Origin of the sequence: Paludibaculum fermentans (assembly GCF_051172195.1) — a bacterium.
Lineage (GTDB): Bacteria > Acidobacteriota > Terriglobia > Bryobacterales > Bryobacteraceae > Paludibaculum > Paludibaculum fermentans_A.
Genome location: NZ_JBPJAQ010000002.1, coordinates 1,707,965 through 1,723,940 on the forward strand (window position 1 = coordinate 1,707,965; position 15,976 = coordinate 1,723,940).

Here is a 15,976-nt window from a genome sequence, read left to right on the forward strand (position 1 = left end):
ATCTCAGTGCTCCAAATCAACATACTGTAACTCGTGCAGGCGCTGGTAGATGCCGCCCTGCCCGATGAGTTCGTCGTGCGTGCCGATCTCGCTGATGGCGCCGCAGTCCATGACGACAATACGGTCGGCCCGGCGGATGGTGGAGAGGCGGTGGGCGATGACGATCACCGTCCGGTTGCGCATCAGGTTGCCGAGGGCGTGCTGCACCAGCACTTCGCTTTCGGTGTCGAGCTGCGAGGTAGCCTCGTCCAGGATCAGGATGGGGGCGTTCTTCAGCAGGGCGCGGGCGATGGACAGGCGCTGGCGCTGGCCGCCGCTCAAATTGGCTCCGCGCTCGCCCACCAGGGTGTCGTAGCCCTGCGGCAGGGCCTCGATGAAGTCGGCCGCCATCGCATTTTGCGCGGCGTCCCTGATCTCGTCGAGCGTGGCGTCCGGACGGCCATAGCGGATGTTGGCGGCCACCGTATCGTTGAACAGAAATGTATCCTGGCTCACCACGGAGATGCGGCGGCGCAGGCTGTGCAGGCGGACGTCGCGGATATCGCGGCCGTCGATTTTGATGGCTCCGCCTTCGACGTCATAGAAGCGCGGCAGCAGTCCGGCGATGGTCGATTTGCCGGCGCCGCTGGGCCCGACCAGGGCCACCACTTCGCCGCGATGGACTTCGAGTTGAAGCTCGCTGATGGCGAAGCCATTGGGCGTGTTCGGGTAGCGGAAGCTGACCTTCTCAAAACGGATGGACTCGCGGAAATCGGGCAATTCCGGCGCGGCCGGCTTCTCGATGATCTGCTGCGGCCGGTCGATGTATTCGAAGACGCGCTGGCTGGCGCCTTCGGCCTGCTGGAAGATATTGTGGATGCCGGTGAGGCGCTTGACGGGCTCGTAGAGCAGCAGCAGGGCGACGACGAAGCTCATGAAGTCGCCGCTGGTCATGTGATTGGCTTTGATTTGCGTGCGGGCGTAGGTGAGCAGGCCGACGATGGTGGCGGCGCCGAAGAATTCGATGATGGGCGACGGCAGGGCCTGGAACGAAATGTAGCGCAGGGACGAGCGTTTGAACTTGGCGGCCGCCTGGCGGAAGCGGTCGCTCTCGATCTTCTCGGCGGTAAAGCTCTTTACGACGGCGTGGCCGCTGAACGCTTCCTGCAGGATCTCGCTCATTTCGGCGGCGTGATCCTGCGCGCTGCGGGTCGAGCGGCGGATGCGTTTGCCCAGGCGGGCGGTGGGCAGCAGGACAAACGGCAGGACGGTGGTGGAAACCAGGGCCAGGATCCAATCGCTCTGGAACAAAACGTAGATCATACCCAGGGCGGCGAAGACCTGCCTGAGCCAGTCGGCCAGCATTTGCGAGACGGCGAGCTGGATCTTCTCGATATCGCTCATCAGCGAGGACATCAGGCGTCCGGTGGAGTGGCTGCCGAAGAACTCGTGCTCCTCGCCCACCACCTTGTCGAAGGCCTGCTGGCGGAGATCTGTCACGGCCGAGAGGCCGGAGTAGCTCACCAGATAGTTGCCGAAGTAGTCCGCAATGCCCTTCAGCAGGAACACGACGAGAATGGCGACCGCGACCAGCGTCCAGACGTTGTGGATGGGGAACGGAATCAGTTGATCGAGATAGAGGTGAATGCCTGTCCACGCGGGGATGGGCAGCGCGACACGGGTATCCACGGTATCGGGCTGCAGGACGCGGTCGAAGATGGGCTTCAACAGGATGGGCAGCATGGTGCGGCCCACGCCGGAGACCAGCATCAGGAAGACGGCCAGCAGCAGGGCCGGGGTGTAGCGCCGGGCGTAGCCCAACAGGCGGACGAGTTCCTTCACTGCGTCACCCCCCGCAGGCGTTCCACGGCCGCGATGGCTTGCTCCACCGCGACGCCGGCCAGCCCGGAGGGGCTGGAAAGGACTTGGCTGCGGGTTTTCCAGGGCGCCCAGATGATGGGATCGGAAGTTCCGTAAAGGACCACAACGGGCACCCCGAAGGCGGCGGCCATATGAGCCGGGCCGCTGTCGTTGCCGGCAAAGAGTTCCGCGCCCGAGAGCAGCGACTTCACCTGTTCCAAGGGGGCGGCCTCCAGTTTTTCGAACCCGGCGAAGGCGGAGAGGTCGTCGCCGGGGCCGCCGATGACGACAGGCGGCAGTCCGGAGTCGCGCAGATGGCGGGCGACGGAGAGGAAGCGGGCGGCGGGCCAGGCTTTATCCGGGGCCGAAGCCATGGGGTGCAGGACAGAGTAGGCCGGGCGTTGCGCCGGGGGTGCGGCGAACAGGCGGGCGCGGGGGATTTCGGAGATGGGCACTCCCAGATAGAACACGGCGGAAGCGAGGTGTTCCGCGGTGTGGACTGTTCTTTCTTCGCCCAGAATCTGCTGGGCCCGCGGAATGGGAAGGTTATAGACCCATTGCTGGCGGAAGTGGCCGAAGGCGGCGCGCCGCGGGGCGAGGGAAAGGGCGGTGAGTGTGGCGCTGCGCGAGCCGCCATGATAGTTCAACGCCAATGTGGGATGAAAACCGAGGACAGCCCGTTTGGAGGGCGGCAGGATGGCCGAGACGTCGGGGTTGCCCTCAAATAGCTGGGCGAAGCGGTCTTCGACCACAATTCCGATCTGCAGGTCCGGCCTATGGTTTTTGAGCAGGGAAAGGGCGGGCGTCGTCAGAACACAGTCGCCCAGCGATCTCAACCGCACAACCAGGACCCGTGCGCCGGGGGGCAACTGCTCGACGACGGTGGCCATGGGAGCGCCGCTTAGGGGGCGTTACTCCTCAACCCGCGCTTCATCCACCAGCATGACTGGGATGTCGTCGCGGATCGGGTACACCCGATGGCACGCCGGGCATTTCAGGCCGCTTTTGTCGTCGGTGAGGGCCACGGATTCCTTGCAGACCGGGCACACCAGGATTTCCAACAGTTCTTGACTGACAGCCATGGGATTTCAATCAATTGTAGCAATCCGCACTGCCGGGTGACATGCGGAATCGCGGCGAGTCTGGCTAAGGATGGGACTCGCAACGGGCCTTGAGTGCTTCGTTCATGGCGCGGAAGCCGATCTCGGTGCGGTCCAGCATGCCGGCGAACAGCGGGCCCACCAACAGGCCGTAGAAGTTCTCTGATTGCTTGAACTTAGTGCGTCCGTCACCGGTGGGCTCGAGGACAAAGCGATGGTCGCCGGTGAAGAGTCCAGGGACGGGCAGACCGCCGCGCCAGGCCAGTTCGCGGTTCGGCGTAATGGTGAGGATGCGGGCCATGAAATCCATTTCACTATCGCCGGGCGGACGGATGGTGACGTGCAGTTTCTCGTCCTCGGACAAAGTGCCGGAGAGCGTCAGGATAAATGGGTTCCACATGGCGTAGTTGCCGGTGTCGGTGAGGATGCGCCAGACGGCTTCGGGAGGGGCGGCGATGGTGATCTCGGTGTCGATGGTGCGGTCCTGATGAGTGATGCTAAGACCGATCCAACACAGCAGGATCAGCAAGCAGAAGCCGATGACAAAGAGAGGGAATCCGCGCGGCATGGAGGTGCACTCCGATTATAAGCGGCGCCCCGGCCGGGTGGCTCGTGGGGTCGAGATACACAAAATGTTACACTCGCATCCATGTCCGCAGGGCGCTGTATCCCCGGAGGTACAGCGGATGTCATTAATCGATAACCACCGAGGATACAAATGAGAAGTGCAGTAACAGGGAAATCGAAATCGCTCGATTCCCGCCTGTTTGCTTATGCCCTGGCCGGAGGAGCGGCGCTGGTCAGCGCAACCCCCGCCAATGCGGCGGTCATCCACTATGGCGGGCCGACGCTGGACACGGCTGGAAGCTCGTTCAATCTGGACTTGGACGGAGATCTGGTGAACGATTTCACCTTCCAGTCCGGTGCTGGTGACTCAGCCACGACCTTTGATGCTGTAGTGAGCTTCCCCGGTGGAGGCGTGACCGACCCGCTCGCGTTCGCGACACCGGTCAATGCGACCACAACATTCAACGCTACTTCACCGTACAAGCTCACCAAAGGCGCCGTCGATCAGGCGGGTGTTGTCACTTCCAGCGGCGGGCCTTACGCCATTGCGCCCAATCAGTATATGGGCCTGACCTTTGATATAGGTGGAGTTGCCCACTATGGCTGGGCGCGGCTGGAAGTCTACGGCACAGGTACTCCTGAGGTGAATGGTTTGCTTGCGCAAGGCCAGTTGGATGTCCGGCTGATGGAATATGCCTACGAGACGAACAACCGGGCTGGGATTGCTGTCGGCCAGACTTCGTCCGTCCCCGAACCGTCCAGTTTGGCTTTGTTCGCCCTTGGTGCTGCCGGCATCGCCGCCATGCGCCGCCGTAAAGCTGCCAAGTAAAGATGGCGGAGCGTCTGGCTCGCAGGGTCGTCCTGGTTGGCTGGAGCGCGGCGGATTGGAAAGTACTGAATCCGCTGTTGGACGCCGGAGAACTGCCGGCCCTGCAGTCTCTCGTGGAACAGGGTGTCAAGGGTGACCTTGCCTCCCTCAGTCCGATGCTGTCGCCGCTGTTGTGGACCTCGATCGTCACTGGTCACACCCCCGATCGCCATCGTGTATTAGGTCCCTTCGAACCGGACGAAGCCACAGGCGCGGCCCGCCTGGCCTCGTCCACTGCCCGCCAAGTCAAAGCCCTCTGGAACCTCCTGGCGCAGTCCGGATTGCGCTCGCTGGCCGTGAATTGGTTTGCCAGCCAGCCGGCGGAATCTGTAGCAGGGGTCGTCATCTCGAATCTGTACCCCAAGGCAAGGGCCGCGTATGGCCAGCCCTGGGCGCTCCCCGGTGGTTGCATTCAGCCCCGCTCCCTCAGTGACACACTCTCCGAATACCGCATCCATGCCGGCGATCTGACAGGGGACGACCTGAAGGCGTTCATCCCCGCGCTGGAGCGGGTGGACCAAGTTTCAGACACTCGCCCGCTGACGCTGGCCATCGCCCTGGCCGAGGCTCTCAGCGTGCACGGGGCGGCAACCTGGTTGATGGAGAACGAAACCTGGGATCTGCTGGCCGTTCATTACTCCTCGCTGGATGCGGTTTGCCGCACGTTCATGCCATTCCATCCGCCTCGCAGGGAGCACGTCTCCGAGGGGGATTTCGAGATCTACCAGGCGGTGGTGGAACGCGTCTACTGCTATCACGACGCCCTGCTGGGCCGGTTGATTGCGCTGGCGGGCCCGGATGCGGCGATTGTGCTTGTTTCCGAGAATGGATTTCACAGCGACGGGCTGCGACCTTCGGGTAAGCCCACGCTCGACGACCCCGCGAGCGGGTGGGAGCGCGGGCATGGCGTCTTTGCCGCCGCCGGACCAGGGCTGCGCCAGGATGAACTGGTGTTTGGGGCCGGGCTGCTGGACGTGGTTCCTTTTGTCCTGCAACTGTTCGGGTTGCCGGCTGGACAGGATATGCCGGGCCGGATTCTGCCCGACGCGTTTGTGAATCCTCCAGACGATGTACGCATTCCCACCTGGGAAGCTGCGCCGGTGGAGGAGCCAAAAGACGAGTGGGACCGCGCCGGCGCCCTGGCCGAATTGGCGGAGCTCGGTTATGTCGAGCCCGGGCGGACGGCCGAGTTCGAGCGGGTCACTGCCCAAAACGAAGGCACGCTGGCGCATGTGCACATGGCCGCGAACCGCTTCGCCGAGGGGATTCCGCTGCTGGAGCGCGTGATCACCGTGCAACCGTCGGCAACGGCGCGCCTGGCACTGGCACATTGTTATCAGATGGTTGGACGGCTGGACGAGGCGCGGACCGCGGTGGACGCCGTACTGACGGAAGACCCACATCGTTCGCATGGCTGGCTGATCCGGGCGAACCTGGCCCTGGCGGCTGGGGAGACCGGGGCTGCTCTCGAACTGCTGACGGAGGCCGGCCGGCGCGGGGCGGGGAACGCGCAACTGCAGCACCGCATGGGTCTTGTCTACGAGAGGTTGGGGCGGTGGAGTGATGCCGAGGAGTGCCAGGCGCGAGCGCTCGAATTGGATCCGCAGTTTCAGCCAGCCTGTATGAGCCGGGCTCGTGCGCTGCTGGAATTGAAGCGCAATGCCGAGGCGGCGTCGATGGCGCTGGACGCCGTGAACCTGCGCTATGACGACCATGCGGCGCACCTGCTGCTAGGCGTTGCGCTGGCTCAGGAAGGTCAGGCGGAACGGGCGATTCAGGCGTTGGAGACGTCGGTCCGCTACCGGCCCACCTCCGCCGCGCATCGTTGGCTTGCGTTTTTGAGCGAGAAGGCCATCGTCAACCCGCAGAAGGCGCGGTTCCACCGTAAGCGCGCGGCAGAGTTGGCGGCCAAGCCATGAAGGGGCGGATCCGGCGGGCGCAGGGTGCGGATTGGGCGATTTGCCGTGCGCTGGTGCCGGAAGCCTGTGGACGGACCGATTGCCCGATTGAAGGTCTGATCCTGCACCCGGAGAGTGGGCCGCGGGTGGGGGGCGCCGCGGTGCTGCGGTTCGATGGGCATGACGCCTGGCTGGGGCTCAGGGTGGTGCCGCCGGTACGGCGCCAAGGATTGGGTTCGTACGTCTTCGAAGCTGCCGTGGAGGCCGCCAGGGCAGGCGGCGCCCGGCGCATGGTGACTGCTTACGACACGCTGGCCGAACCAGGTGCCCAGCCGTTCCTGGAGAAGCACGGTTTTGAGGCCGTCACTCGAATTACGACGTTCGAAGCCAATTTTCCGGCCACGGCGCAGATTCTCGGCAGGATGCGCGATGAATTGGTGGCACGCCACCGCGTGCCGGCCGGCTGGGTGATTACCACCTTGGCCCGGGCTCCGCTGGAAGCCGTGGCCCAATTGTTTGCCGCGTACGTCGCCCAACGGGAAGATCTAGCGGAGGCGCCTCTGCGGCTTGATCGCGAGGCGGGCCGGTGGGACCGTTCGCCCGTCATTTTGGAGAATGGTCGTCCGGTGGGCGCGCTGATCACCGAGAAACTGGGTAATGTCTGGAAGGTGGAAGGGCGGTTTGTTGTTCGCGGCTATCAATCCGGGGTGGCGAATGCGATCCTGCTGGGCGCAGCGGTCGATTTGGGGATGGCCCATCAGGCGTCCCACTTTCGCTTCGAATCGCGTGACGACAACCGCGACACACTCAAGCTGGCGCGCCGCATGAACGCCCGGCCGCTGCGCGTCCGGACCCGGTTTGAGCTCGCCCTATACTGAAGGCATGTCGAAGTGGACCTGCGTCCCCCTGGGAACCCGGCTGGTGCTGTTTGTCGAAGCCGAAGGTGATGTTTTGCGCCGCGCGTGGTTTGCGAAACGCGAGGAGGATACCCCTCCGGGTTGGCGGGCCGAGGATCGAGACGATGCCCTGCCGGTGCTGGTGGAGGCACGGCGGCAATTGCGGGAGTATGTGGCCGGACGGCTGCGCCTGTTTACTGTACCTTTCCGGTTGGATGGAACGGCTTTCCAGCAGCAGGTGTGGCAGCAGTTGACGGAGATTCCGTGCGGCGAAGTACGGAGCTATGCGAATGTCGCACAGGCGATCGGGCGGCCCAAGGCGGTGAGGGCTGTGGGTGCGGCCAATGGGAGCAATCCGTTGCCGGTGTTTGTGCCGTGTCACCGGGTGATTGGCAGCGACGGGTCGCTCACCGGATTCTCGGCTGGGTTGGAAGTGAAGAGGGCGTTGCTGGCGCTGGAGGGGGCTGCGGTGCAGCAGGGTTTGCCTTTGGGCGAGGAGTAGGAGCCTACTCGAGCGGCGGCAGGACTCTGCCGATCAGGTCCAGCAAATTGGGTTCGTCCGTCAAAATCAGCTTCATGCGCACGGCTTCCACTTTGCAGGTCTGGGCCAGGTCCGGATCGATATTCAACAGGTCTTTCTCTGTCGTCAGCAGCAACTGCGAGCGCATCGACATGGGTTGCAGGTCCTGTTCGGTGTAGTGGTGATGATCCGGAAAAACTCTGAAAAATGAAATAGATAAGTCGAGGTTCTGAAGAGTTTGCTTGAAGCCCTCGGGCTGCCCGAGGCCGCAGAAAGCGCCTACCGTTGTACCGGGCGGGACGGCTGGCACTTCCGCCTGGACGCTGGCCTGGAAGATGGGGACCCGCGGGTTGTGGCGATGGATCTCGTCGAGCAGGCCCTGGTAGGTGCGGCCAGGTTGGGTGCGGGTGATGACGACCGCCTGGGCACGGCGGAGGGCGGAGAACGGCTCGCGCAAGGTGCCTCTGGGCGGCAGGCCGTTGCGGAACGGGTCGATTGCATCGATGAGGACAATGTCCAGATTGCGGCGTATGCGCCAGTGCTGGAAGCCGTCGTCGAGGACAATCACGTCGTAGAGATACTGTTTGGACAACGCCCAACGGGCGGCCTGGCGGTCGGCTCCAATGCCTAGCGCGGCATGACCGGCGCGGAGGATCAACTGGGCTTCTTCGCCGGTTCTTTCGACGGAGGCGCGTTCGCCGGGCAGCAGGGTGGTGACGGGCTCGGAGGTGGTGCGTTGATAGCCCCGGGTGAGCACGGCGGGACGGTGGCCACGTTCCGCCAGGCGTTCGCAAAGCCATAGAACAAATGGGGTTTTTCCAGTGCCGCCCATGGCCAGGTTGCCGACGCTGATGACAGGTTGGGGCGGCTGGTCGAGCCGCATGGTCTTGAGGGCGCGATCGACGGCGACTCCGGCTTGCCAGAGCCAGCCCAGCTGATTCCAGCCAATCGGCCGGACGACGGCTGCTTCGTAGGCATGGACGACGGCGTCGACGGCGCGGCCGGTGGCTCCGCGGCGTTCGTCGGAAAGCTGGCGGCCGATCTCGCCGATGGAGCGGTCATACAGCAGGCGGCCGACGGCGATCGCCAGATCCACGGGTTCCTTCACGGTGACCACTGCTCCGGCAGCTCGGAAGTCGGCGGCGATCTCGGAGAAGTTCTCCATGTGGGGCCCTGTGACGACAGGGACTCCGAAGGCAGCGGGTTCGAGGATGTTGTGGCCCCCGCGATGGGGGAAAGTGCCGCCCATGAAGACGACGTCGGCGACGCGGAACAGGCCGCTGAGTTCGCCGATGGTATCGACTAGAAGGACGGGTACGGATTCCTCGGTCAGCTTGGAGCGGCGCTGGAAGGGGATGCCGCGCGCGGTGAGTTTGGCGGCAGCTTCGTCGAAGCGCTCAGGCCGGCGGGGGACGAGGATCAGCAGGAGGCGGGGAAAACGTTCGCGGAGGAGTTCGAAGGTCTCGAGGACGATGTCATCTTCGTCGGGGTCGCCGGGTTCAGCGGGCGGCATGGTGGACGCCGCGATCCAGATTCGTTCGGGGTCGTAGCGGCGGAGCCAGTCGTGCACGGCGGGCGCGATGGATGTGGATTCGGGGTCAAAGTCGTACTTGAGGTTTCCGGCGGCAATTGCATGAGGAGCACCGAGTTGTTCGTAGCGGGCGCTAGCGATGGCGTCCTGAGCGAGGATGGCGTCGGGCCAGGCGAGGGCGGCGCGAAAAAACCAGCGGAAGCGCAGGTATTTGGGGAGGGCCTTGTCGGAGATGCGGCCATTGACGACGAGGAGTCGGGCGCCGGAGCGGCAGGTATCCCGATAGAGATTGGGCCAGATCTCGGTCTCCATGACGATGACCACGGAGGGCTTCAGGGCGCGGAGGACTCGGCGGACGGCGAAGCGGTAGTCAATAGGGGCATAGAAGACGCCGTCGGCGAGGCCCGTGAGTTTCTGCTCGGCCATGGCGCGTCCGGCAAGGGTGGTGCAGGAGACGTAGATGGGGGCGAAGGGCAGTTCCTGCTTCAGCCGCTGCAACAAGCCGACGGCGGTGATGGCCTCGCCGACGGAAACGGCGTGCAACCAGATGGCTCCGGGCACCGTCCGGTGCAGGGAGTCTGGCAGGAAGCCGAAGCGTTCCATGACCTTATTGGCATAGGCGGCATTCCGGTGGATGCGGAGCGCGAGATACAGTAGGAGAAATGGAAAGGCGAGGGCCTGTAGGGTCCAGTAGAGGAGATAAATGAGTTTGGCCCGCAAACCCCTGATTTTAGCCCTTTGTGGAGTCGCCGCGGCGGCGTTTCTGCTGGCGCAGAGCACTTTTAAGCATGGTCCGGCGTCGTCCTACCCCTCCAAGCAGACCATCGGGACGCTGAAAATCGCGGCTGTGCGCTATGAGAGCGACACGGATACGAAGCCGGCGTTTGGCAAAGTGAACCCCAACGAATACGGGGTGTTGCCGGTGCTGCTGATCTTCGAAAACACCGGTGAGCAGACGCTGTTGCTGGACCGGATGAAGGTGGCGTATCAGTTCCCGGGGAACGAGGTGCTGCCGATCGCGGCGACCGATCTGCCTTACCTGATGGGTGTGAAGAGGCCGGGTAGCGGTGTGAAGTATCCGATGCCGATCCCGCTGCCGAAGAAGAAGAATCCGCTGGCGGCGATCGAGCTCCAGACGCGGGCGTTCGGGGCGAAGTCGATTATCAAAAACGATAGCGCGTCTGGATTCTTCTATTTCGAGACGCGCTATCGCAAAAGTGCGGTCATCTACATCACCGGCATCCGCGAGGCGATCACCAACAAAGAAGTCTTCTTTGCCGAGGTGCCGCTGGACGAGCCGACGCCGGAGTAGAGCTACTTCTTGGCGGGCGTGGCGGCCGGAGCCTTTGTGGCGGGCGCCTTCGTCGCCGGAGCTTTCGTCGCAGGCGTACCGGTTGCCGGCGCCTTGGTGGCAGGGGCTTTGGTGGCCGGGGCTTTGGTAGCCGGTGCCTTCGTCGCCGGTTTGGCGGCCGGGGTCGCGGGTCCGAGGATCACGCCGCCGACCGGCACAGGTCCGACGCGTTCAAAGCTGACCTTGGCGATGACGACGGGCGTAGCGGGCTTCTCACCGAGCTTGGGGACGCGTGTCACTTTGGTGACCACTTCCTGGCCTTCGACAACCTGGCCGAAGATGGTGTGTCTGCCGTTCAGGTGCGGCGTGGGTCCGTCGGTGATGAAGAACTGGCAGGAGCCGGTGCCGAGGCCGGCGTTGGCCATGGCCAGGCGGCCGGGGATGTCGAACTTCAGCGTGGGATGGAACTCATCCTTGATCACGTCGGTTTCGCCCATGCCGGTGCCGGTGGGGTCGCCGCCCTGGATCATGAAGCCGGGGATGACGCGGTGGAAGGTGAGTCCGTTATAGAGGGGACGGCGGACGCGGGCCCCGGTTTTGGGATCGGTCCAGAGCTTGCGGCCGAGGGAGAGGTCGACGAAATTCTTCACGGTGATGGGCGATTCGGTTTCGTACATTTTCAGGACGACGGTGCCGAAGGGCTGCCCGCCCTGTGTGATCTGAATGGTGGTGTAGAGGCCATTTTCCCGCGCGGGTTTGGGCGCGGCGGGGGCGGCGGCGGTGGGGGCCGGAGTCTGGGCGGCGAGAGCGCCGGCCAGGGCCAAAGTCGAAAATAGGGCTGAGAACATCCTCATACTCCCATCGTACCAACGCGGTGCAAGGGGAATTGGCGGGTTAACCGGCGTTTTTCCAGTATTCATGGCGGCGTCACGCCGGATTCAAACACAAAGCCTACCTTGTCGGGGTAGATGCAGCCTACACCCGTTTTTCAAAGCGCCCTGCGGCGGTTCGCTCCGGAACCGGTAGCGGGTGCGCTAGGGAAGTTACTTCGGATTGAGCGCCTGGAGGAGGTAGTCCAGGGCGTGCGCGCGCGGCAGAACGCAGGGGCGTTCCCGGAGGAGGTGCTGCGCGCGCTGGGTGTGACGATCCGGGTGGAGGCGGCGGATATGGCGCGTATTCCGGCCACGGGTCCGCTGGTGGTGGTAGCGAATCATCCGTATGGGTTGATAGAGGGTGCAGTGTTGCAGGCGATGCTGGCCCGGGTGCGGCCGGATGTGCGGTTGCTGGCGAATTCGCTGCTGGGGATGGTGCCGGAGCTGCGCGAGAGCCTGATTCTGGTGGATCCGTTTGGCGGAGCGGCACGGGAGAACGCACGGGGGATGCGCGAGGCGCGGCAGTGGTTGCGGGGAGGAGGCGCGCTGATCGTGTTTCCGGCGGGCGAGGTGTCGCATGCGGGGTGGGGGCAGACGGAGATCGTGGATCCGCCCTGGAATGAAGGGGCGGCGCGGCTGGCCAGGCAGTGCGGGGCTCCGGTGGTGCCGGTGTATTTTGCGGGGTGCAACAGCGCGTTGTTCCAGATTGCGGGGCTGGTGCATCCGCGGCTGAGGACGGCGCTGTTGCCGCATGAGCTGCTGAATAAGCGGGACCGGGAGATTGAGGCGCGGGTGGGCCATGCGGTGAGCAGCGAGGATCACTCGACGGCCGAGCTGCGGCGGAGGACGTACTGGCTGGCGGAGCGGAAGCCGGTGAAGCCGCGGGTGGTGCGGCGGCTGCAGCCGGTGGGGGCGGCGGTGCCGGCGGAGTGGATGGAGCGGGAACTGCGGGCGCTGGCTCCGGAGCGGCTGTTGGCGAGCGCAGGTGCGCTGCGGGTGTATTGTGCGCGGGCGGATGAGGCTCCGATGTCGCTGCGCGAAGTGGGGCGGCTGCGAGAGGTGACCTTCCGGGCGGCGGGTGAGGGTACGGGGCGGCCGTATGATCTGGACCGGTTCGACTCCTGGTATGACCACCTGATTCTGTGGCATGAGGAGAAGCGGCAGGTGGCTGGAGCTTACCGGCTATGCGGCGCCGATGCGGGGCAGGAGTTGTATACTTCAACGCTGTTTCGGTTCAGTGACGCTTTTTTTCACCGCCTGGGGCCGGCGTTGGAGTTGGGGCGGTCGTTTGTTGCGCCGGAGTTTCAACGGGGTTTCCAACCGCTGCTGCTGTTGTGGAAGGCGATTGGGCAGTATGTGGTGGCTCGGCCGAAGTACCGGTTCCTGTTTGGACCGGTGAGCGTGAGCGCCGACTATTGCCCGGCATCGCGCGCGCTGCTGGCGCGGTTCCTGGCGGAGCATTGTTTCGACGGGCAACTTTCGCAATGGGCGGCGGCTCGGTCGCCGTACCGGGGGAGACCGTCAGCGGACTGGCCGCGGCCGGCGGATGTCGACGACCTGGACCGGCTGATCCGCGAATTGGAGCCGGATGGGAAGGGCGTGCCGGTGCTGGTGCGGCAGTACCTGAGGCTGGGCGGGAAGTTGTGCGGGTTCCATTTGGACCGAGGGTTTGGCGATTGCCTGGACGGGCTGATTGTGGTGGACCTGGAGCGGTGTGAGCAGAAGCAGTTGGAGCGCTATCTGGGGCGGGCCGGGGCACGGGCGGTGGCGGAGCGGGCGCAGGTTTCTGCTGGGGTGGTGTAATGGCAGCATTCGGGCGACGAGGCGACTTTGGACCGGCTGGCGTCGTGGCACGGCACGGTGCTGCCTGATTTCCGGCGCCTTTGATACATTGAATACATGAAAAAAGAGAGTATCCTCTCCGCAATGCTCGAGATCGGCATCGTTCCGGTCGTACGTACTCCTACCGCTGACAGTGCTTATAAGGCGATTGAGGCCATTTACAAGGGCGGAATCCGCGCGGCCGAAGTGACGATGACGGTGCCGGGCGCGGTGAAGGTGCTTGAGAAGCTGGCCGATGAATTCGGCGACAAGATGGTGCTGGGCGCGGGCACGGTGCTCGACCCGGAGACGGCGCGGATCTGCATGCTGGCCGGTGCGCAGTTCTTCGTGACGCCCGCTCTGAACCTGAAGACGATCGAGATGGCGCAGCGCTACTCGCGGCCCATCTGCCCGGGCGCGCTGACGCCGACCGAAGTACTGGCTGCCTGGCAGGCCGGCGCCGATATTGTGAAAGTGTTTCCCTGCGACAACGTGGGCGGCGCGAAGTACATCAAGGCGCTGAAGGGACCGTTCCCGCAGATCGAGATGATTCCGACCGGTGGTGTGAGCCTGACGACGGCTGGCGACTTCCTGAAGGCTGGCGCGTGTGCGGTGGCCGTGGGCGGCGAACTGGTGGACGCGAAGACGATCAAGGCCGGGACGTATGAAGTGTTCACGGAACGGGCCCAGCAGTTCCTGGAAGTGGTGGCGAAGGCTCGGGCGGAGATGAAGGGCTAGGCGAGGAGTTTCCCTAGCTGTCAGGTATGAGCTGAGAGCCTTCAGCGGTCAGCTCTCAGCTTTCAGCTTGCGAGCGGTGCCCAGGGGTGCGGTGGGTGACTCCCCTGGAGTGGCGCCGGGACCGGCTTGCGCGGTAGAAATACTAAAGCGCTTGCATGGAGGTCCTTTTGCTTCTCCGCGTCCTGGTTTTTGGTTTGTCGAGTGTCTTCGTTGGCGCCGTTTTTGGCGCGGATCCCGAGTTTGACGGCAATCAGAGTGCCCTGCGGCCGGCTGTGGAGCGGTATCAGAACGACCGGTCGGCGTTGGAACGGCGGTACCGCGTGGAATCGTCGGCGGCCCGCAGGGCGCGGTTCCAGAAGTTCAATACAGAATGGCTGGCTCGCGTCGAAGGGATGGATTTCGACAAGCTGAACCAGGAGAGCCGCATCGACTGGCTGCTGCTGAGGAATGACATCCTGCGGTCGCAGCGGCAACTGGAGTTCCGGGCGAAAATTGACGCCGAGGCCGCGGCGCTGCTGCCGTTCCGGGGAGCGATCGTCGAGTTGGAAGAGACGCGGCAGCGCATGGAGAAGGTGGATTCGGCGAAGGCGGCGGCCACGCTGGACCAGATCCGGAAGCAGATCGAGGCGCTGCGGAAGTCGATTGAAGCGGAGTTGAAGCCGGGGGCCACCGGGATCAGGAAGACGACGGCGAACCGGGCTGCCACGGCTGTGCAGAAGCTGCGGCGGACGATGGAGCACTGGTACACGTTCTATGCCGGCTATGATCCGGTATTCACCTGGTGGGCGGCCGATCCTTACAAAAACGCGGACAAGGCGCTGGACGGGTATGCCGTGTTTCTGCGCGAGAAGATTGTGGGCGTCAAGCCGGATGACAAGACGACCGTGGTGGGGTCGCCGATTGGCCGGGAAGCACTGATCAGCGAACTGCAGGCCGAGATGATTCCGTATACGCCGGAGGAGTTGATCGCGCTAGCGAACAAGGAATTTGCGTGGTGCGAGAACGAGATGAAACGGGCGTCGCGGGAGATGGGGCTGGGCGACGACTGGCACAAGGCGCTGGAGAAGGTGAAAACACTGCATGTGGAGCCGGGGCAGCAGCCGGAGCTGATCCGGCAACTGGCCCTGGAGGCCGAAACATTTGTTGAGAAGCATGACCTGGTGACGGTGCCGCCGCTGGCCAAGGAGATCTGGCGGATGGAGATGATGACTCCGTCGCGGCAACTGGTGAATCCGTTCTTCACGGGCGGGGAAGTGATCAGTGTTTCCTATCCGACAGATGACATGACGCAGGAGCAGAAGCTCATGTCGATGCGCGGGAACAATATCCACTTCTCGCGGGCGACGGTGTTTCATGAGCTGATCCCCGGGCATCACCTGCAGTTGTTCATGAGCGACCGCTACCGGCCGTGGCGGCAGGGGTTCAATACGCCGTTTGGGGTGGAGGGCTGGGCGCTGTATTGGGAGATGCTGCTGTGGGATATGAAGTTCCAGCAGGGGCCGGAGGATCGGGTGGGTGCATTGTTCTGGCGGATGCACCGCTGTGCGCGGATCATCTTTTCGCTGAGTTTCCACCTGGAGAAGATGACGGCGCAGGAGTGTATCGATTTCCTGGTGGAACGGGTGGGGCATGAGCGGGATAACGCGGCGGGGGAAGTGAGGCGGTCGTTCGAGAGCGATGATTACGGGCCGTTGTACCAGGCTGCTTACCTGTTGGGTGGATTACAGATTCGGGCGCTGCACAAGGAGTTGGTGGAGTCGGGGAAGATGACGAACCGGGCGTTTCACGACCGGATCCTGCAGGAGAATTCGATTCCGATTGAGCTGGTGCGGGCGAGTTTGCTGAATGTGCCTTTTAGTAAGAAGTTCAACACGAGCTGGCGGTTTTATGAGTGAGGGACGGGCTTTGGATGGTGCGGTTGTTGGGTGGCGGATGGCGACGTTGGGATTGGGATGGGCCCCCGGTTTCGCCTGCGGCTACGCCGGGGGTAATGCTGGGGGTGGTGTTGGGATGGGATTGTTGATGGGTGGTGGAT

Annotated in this window: 14 protein-coding genes; 8 read left to right on the forward strand and 6 right to left on the reverse strand. The window is 63.9% G+C overall.

The genetic code is table 11. The features are described from left to right. Positions 1–3: 3 nt before the first annotated feature. The 4 genes from ACR9Y2_RS33370 to ACR9Y2_RS33385 all read right to left on the reverse strand — a co-directional run bounded on the left by ACR9Y2_RS33370 (position 4) and on the right by ACR9Y2_RS33385 (position 3,507). A complete protein-coding gene (locus tag ACR9Y2_RS33370; RefSeq protein WP_435046211.1) occupies positions 4–1,821 on the reverse strand; it encodes an ABC transporter ATP-binding protein in 1,818 nt (605 codons plus the stop codon). Continuing rightward, the gene (locus ACR9Y2_RS33375; RefSeq protein WP_435046212.1) at positions 1,818–2,729 is read right to left on the reverse strand and encodes a glycosyltransferase family 9 protein; all 912 of its coding nucleotides are present in this window, start codon (positions 2,727–2,729) and stop codon (positions 1,818–1,820) included. The genes ACR9Y2_RS33370 and ACR9Y2_RS33375 overlap by 4 nt, the downstream gene beginning before the upstream one ends. A gap of 21 nt (positions 2,730–2,750) precedes the next feature. Then, a complete protein-coding gene (locus ACR9Y2_RS33380) occupies positions 2,751–2,921 on the reverse strand; it encodes a Trm112 family protein (RefSeq protein WP_435046213.1) in 171 nt (56 codons plus the stop codon). Positions 2,922–2,985: 64 nt separating this feature from the next. Continuing rightward, on the reverse strand, positions 2,986–3,507 hold the full coding sequence (locus ACR9Y2_RS33385) for an SRPBCC family protein (protein ID WP_435046214.1): 522 nt from the start codon (positions 3,505–3,507) through the stop codon (positions 2,986–2,988). Positions 3,508–3,657: 150 nt separating this feature from the next. On the opposite strand from ACR9Y2_RS33385, the gene ACR9Y2_RS33390 reads away from it, so the two are divergent. From ACR9Y2_RS33390 to ACR9Y2_RS33405, 4 genes are read left to right on the forward strand one after another with little or no spacing between them, the layout of a single operon-like run. Next, positions 3,658–4,335 carry a PEP-CTERM sorting domain-containing protein gene (locus tag ACR9Y2_RS33390; RefSeq protein WP_435046215.1) on the forward strand — a complete coding sequence of 226 codons (678 nt, stop codon included), beginning with the start codon at positions 3,658–3,660 and terminating at the stop codon, positions 4,333–4,335. A 2-nt stretch (positions 4,336–4,337) separates the two neighbouring features. Then, a complete protein-coding gene (locus tag ACR9Y2_RS33395; protein ID WP_435046216.1) occupies positions 4,338–6,293 on the forward strand; it encodes a tetratricopeptide repeat protein in 1,956 nt (651 codons plus the stop codon). Then, positions 6,290–7,150 (forward strand): GNAT family N-acetyltransferase, encoded by an 861-nt coding sequence (locus tag ACR9Y2_RS33400; RefSeq protein WP_435046217.1) that lies wholly within the window; start codon positions 6,290–6,292, stop codon positions 7,148–7,150. The genes ACR9Y2_RS33395 and ACR9Y2_RS33400 overlap by 4 nt, the downstream gene beginning before the upstream one ends. A 4-nt stretch (positions 7,151–7,154) precedes the next feature. After that, positions 7,155–7,670, forward strand: coding sequence for a methylated-DNA--[protein]-cysteine S-methyltransferase (locus ACR9Y2_RS33405; protein WP_435046218.1), 516 nt, complete (start codon positions 7,155–7,157; stop codon positions 7,668–7,670). A gap of 4 nt (positions 7,671–7,674) precedes the next feature. Here the strand turns inward: ACR9Y2_RS33405 and lpxK are convergent, their stop codons facing one another. Next, complete coding sequence (gene lpxK / locus ACR9Y2_RS33410; protein WP_435046219.1) at positions 7,675–9,939, reverse strand: tetraacyldisaccharide 4'-kinase; 2,265 nt, start codon at positions 9,937–9,939, stop codon at positions 7,675–7,677. Between lpxK and ACR9Y2_RS33415 the strand changes: the two genes are divergently transcribed. Beyond that, positions 9,929–10,531 (forward strand): hypothetical protein, encoded by a 603-nt coding sequence (locus tag ACR9Y2_RS33415; protein ID WP_435046220.1) that lies wholly within the window; start codon positions 9,929–9,931, stop codon positions 10,529–10,531. The two genes, lpxK and ACR9Y2_RS33415, sit on opposite strands and share 11 nt — an antisense overlap. A gap of 2 nt (positions 10,532–10,533) precedes the next feature. On the opposite strand, the gene ACR9Y2_RS33420 is transcribed toward ACR9Y2_RS33415, so the two are convergent. Beyond that, entirely contained in the window at positions 10,534–11,358 is an 825-nt protein-coding gene (locus ACR9Y2_RS33420) for a peptidylprolyl isomerase (protein WP_435046221.1), read from the reverse strand. Between the two features lie 120 nt (positions 11,359–11,478). On the opposite strand from ACR9Y2_RS33420, the gene ACR9Y2_RS33425 reads away from it, so the two are divergent. The 3 genes from ACR9Y2_RS33425 to ACR9Y2_RS33435 all read left to right on the forward strand — a co-directional run bounded on the left by ACR9Y2_RS33425 (position 11,479) and on the right by ACR9Y2_RS33435 (position 15,836). Further along, positions 11,479–13,185, forward strand: a complete 1,707-nt coding sequence (locus ACR9Y2_RS33425) for a lysophospholipid acyltransferase family protein (RefSeq protein ID WP_435046222.1) — start codon at positions 11,479–11,481, stop codon at positions 13,183–13,185. Positions 13,186–13,281: 96 nt separating this feature from the next. After that, complete coding sequence (locus tag ACR9Y2_RS33430) at positions 13,282–13,941, forward strand: bifunctional 4-hydroxy-2-oxoglutarate aldolase/2-dehydro-3-deoxy-phosphogluconate aldolase (RefSeq protein WP_435046223.1); 660 nt, start codon at positions 13,282–13,284, stop codon at positions 13,939–13,941. A 167-nt stretch (positions 13,942–14,108) separates the two neighbouring features. Then, on the forward strand, positions 14,109–15,836 hold the full coding sequence (locus tag ACR9Y2_RS33435) for a DUF885 family protein (RefSeq protein WP_435046224.1): 1,728 nt from the start codon (positions 14,109–14,111) through the stop codon (positions 15,834–15,836). The last annotated feature ends 140 nt before the right edge of the window (positions 15,837–15,976 follow it).

Bases quoted from the DNA above. Each gene is read 5' to 3' on its own strand.
- ACR9Y2_RS33375 (WP_435046212.1), bottom strand. From the start codon at position 2,729: ATGGCCACCGTCGTCGAGCAGTTGCCCCCCGGCGCACGGGTCCTGGTT.
- ACR9Y2_RS33380 (WP_435046213.1), bottom strand. From the start codon at position 2,921: ATGGCTGTCAGTCAAGAACTGTTGGAAATCCTGGTGTGCCCGGTCTGC.
- ACR9Y2_RS33385 (WP_435046214.1), bottom strand. From the start codon at position 3,507: ATGCCGCGCGGATTCCCTCTCTTTGTCATCGGCTTCTGCTTGCTGATC.
- ACR9Y2_RS33390 (WP_435046215.1), top strand. From the start codon at position 3,658: ATGAGAAGTGCAGTAACAGGGAAATCGAAATCGCTCGATTCCCGCCTG.
- ACR9Y2_RS33395 (WP_435046216.1), top strand. From the start codon at position 4,338: ATGGCGGAGCGTCTGGCTCGCAGGGTCGTCCTGGTTGGCTGGAGCGCG.
- ACR9Y2_RS33400 (WP_435046217.1), top strand. From the start codon at position 6,290: ATGAAGGGGCGGATCCGGCGGGCGCAGGGTGCGGATTGGGCGATTTGC.
- ACR9Y2_RS33405 (WP_435046218.1), top strand. From the start codon at position 7,155: ATGTCGAAGTGGACCTGCGTCCCCCTGGGAACCCGGCTGGTGCTGTTT.
- ACR9Y2_RS33420 (WP_435046221.1), bottom strand. From the start codon at position 11,358: ATGTTCTCAGCCCTATTTTCGACTTTGGCCCTGGCCGGCGCTCTCGCC.
- ACR9Y2_RS33425 (WP_435046222.1), top strand. From the start codon at position 11,479: ATGCAGCCTACACCCGTTTTTCAAAGCGCCCTGCGGCGGTTCGCTCCG.
- ACR9Y2_RS33430 (WP_435046223.1), top strand. From the start codon at position 13,282: ATGAAAAAAGAGAGTATCCTCTCCGCAATGCTCGAGATCGGCATCGTT.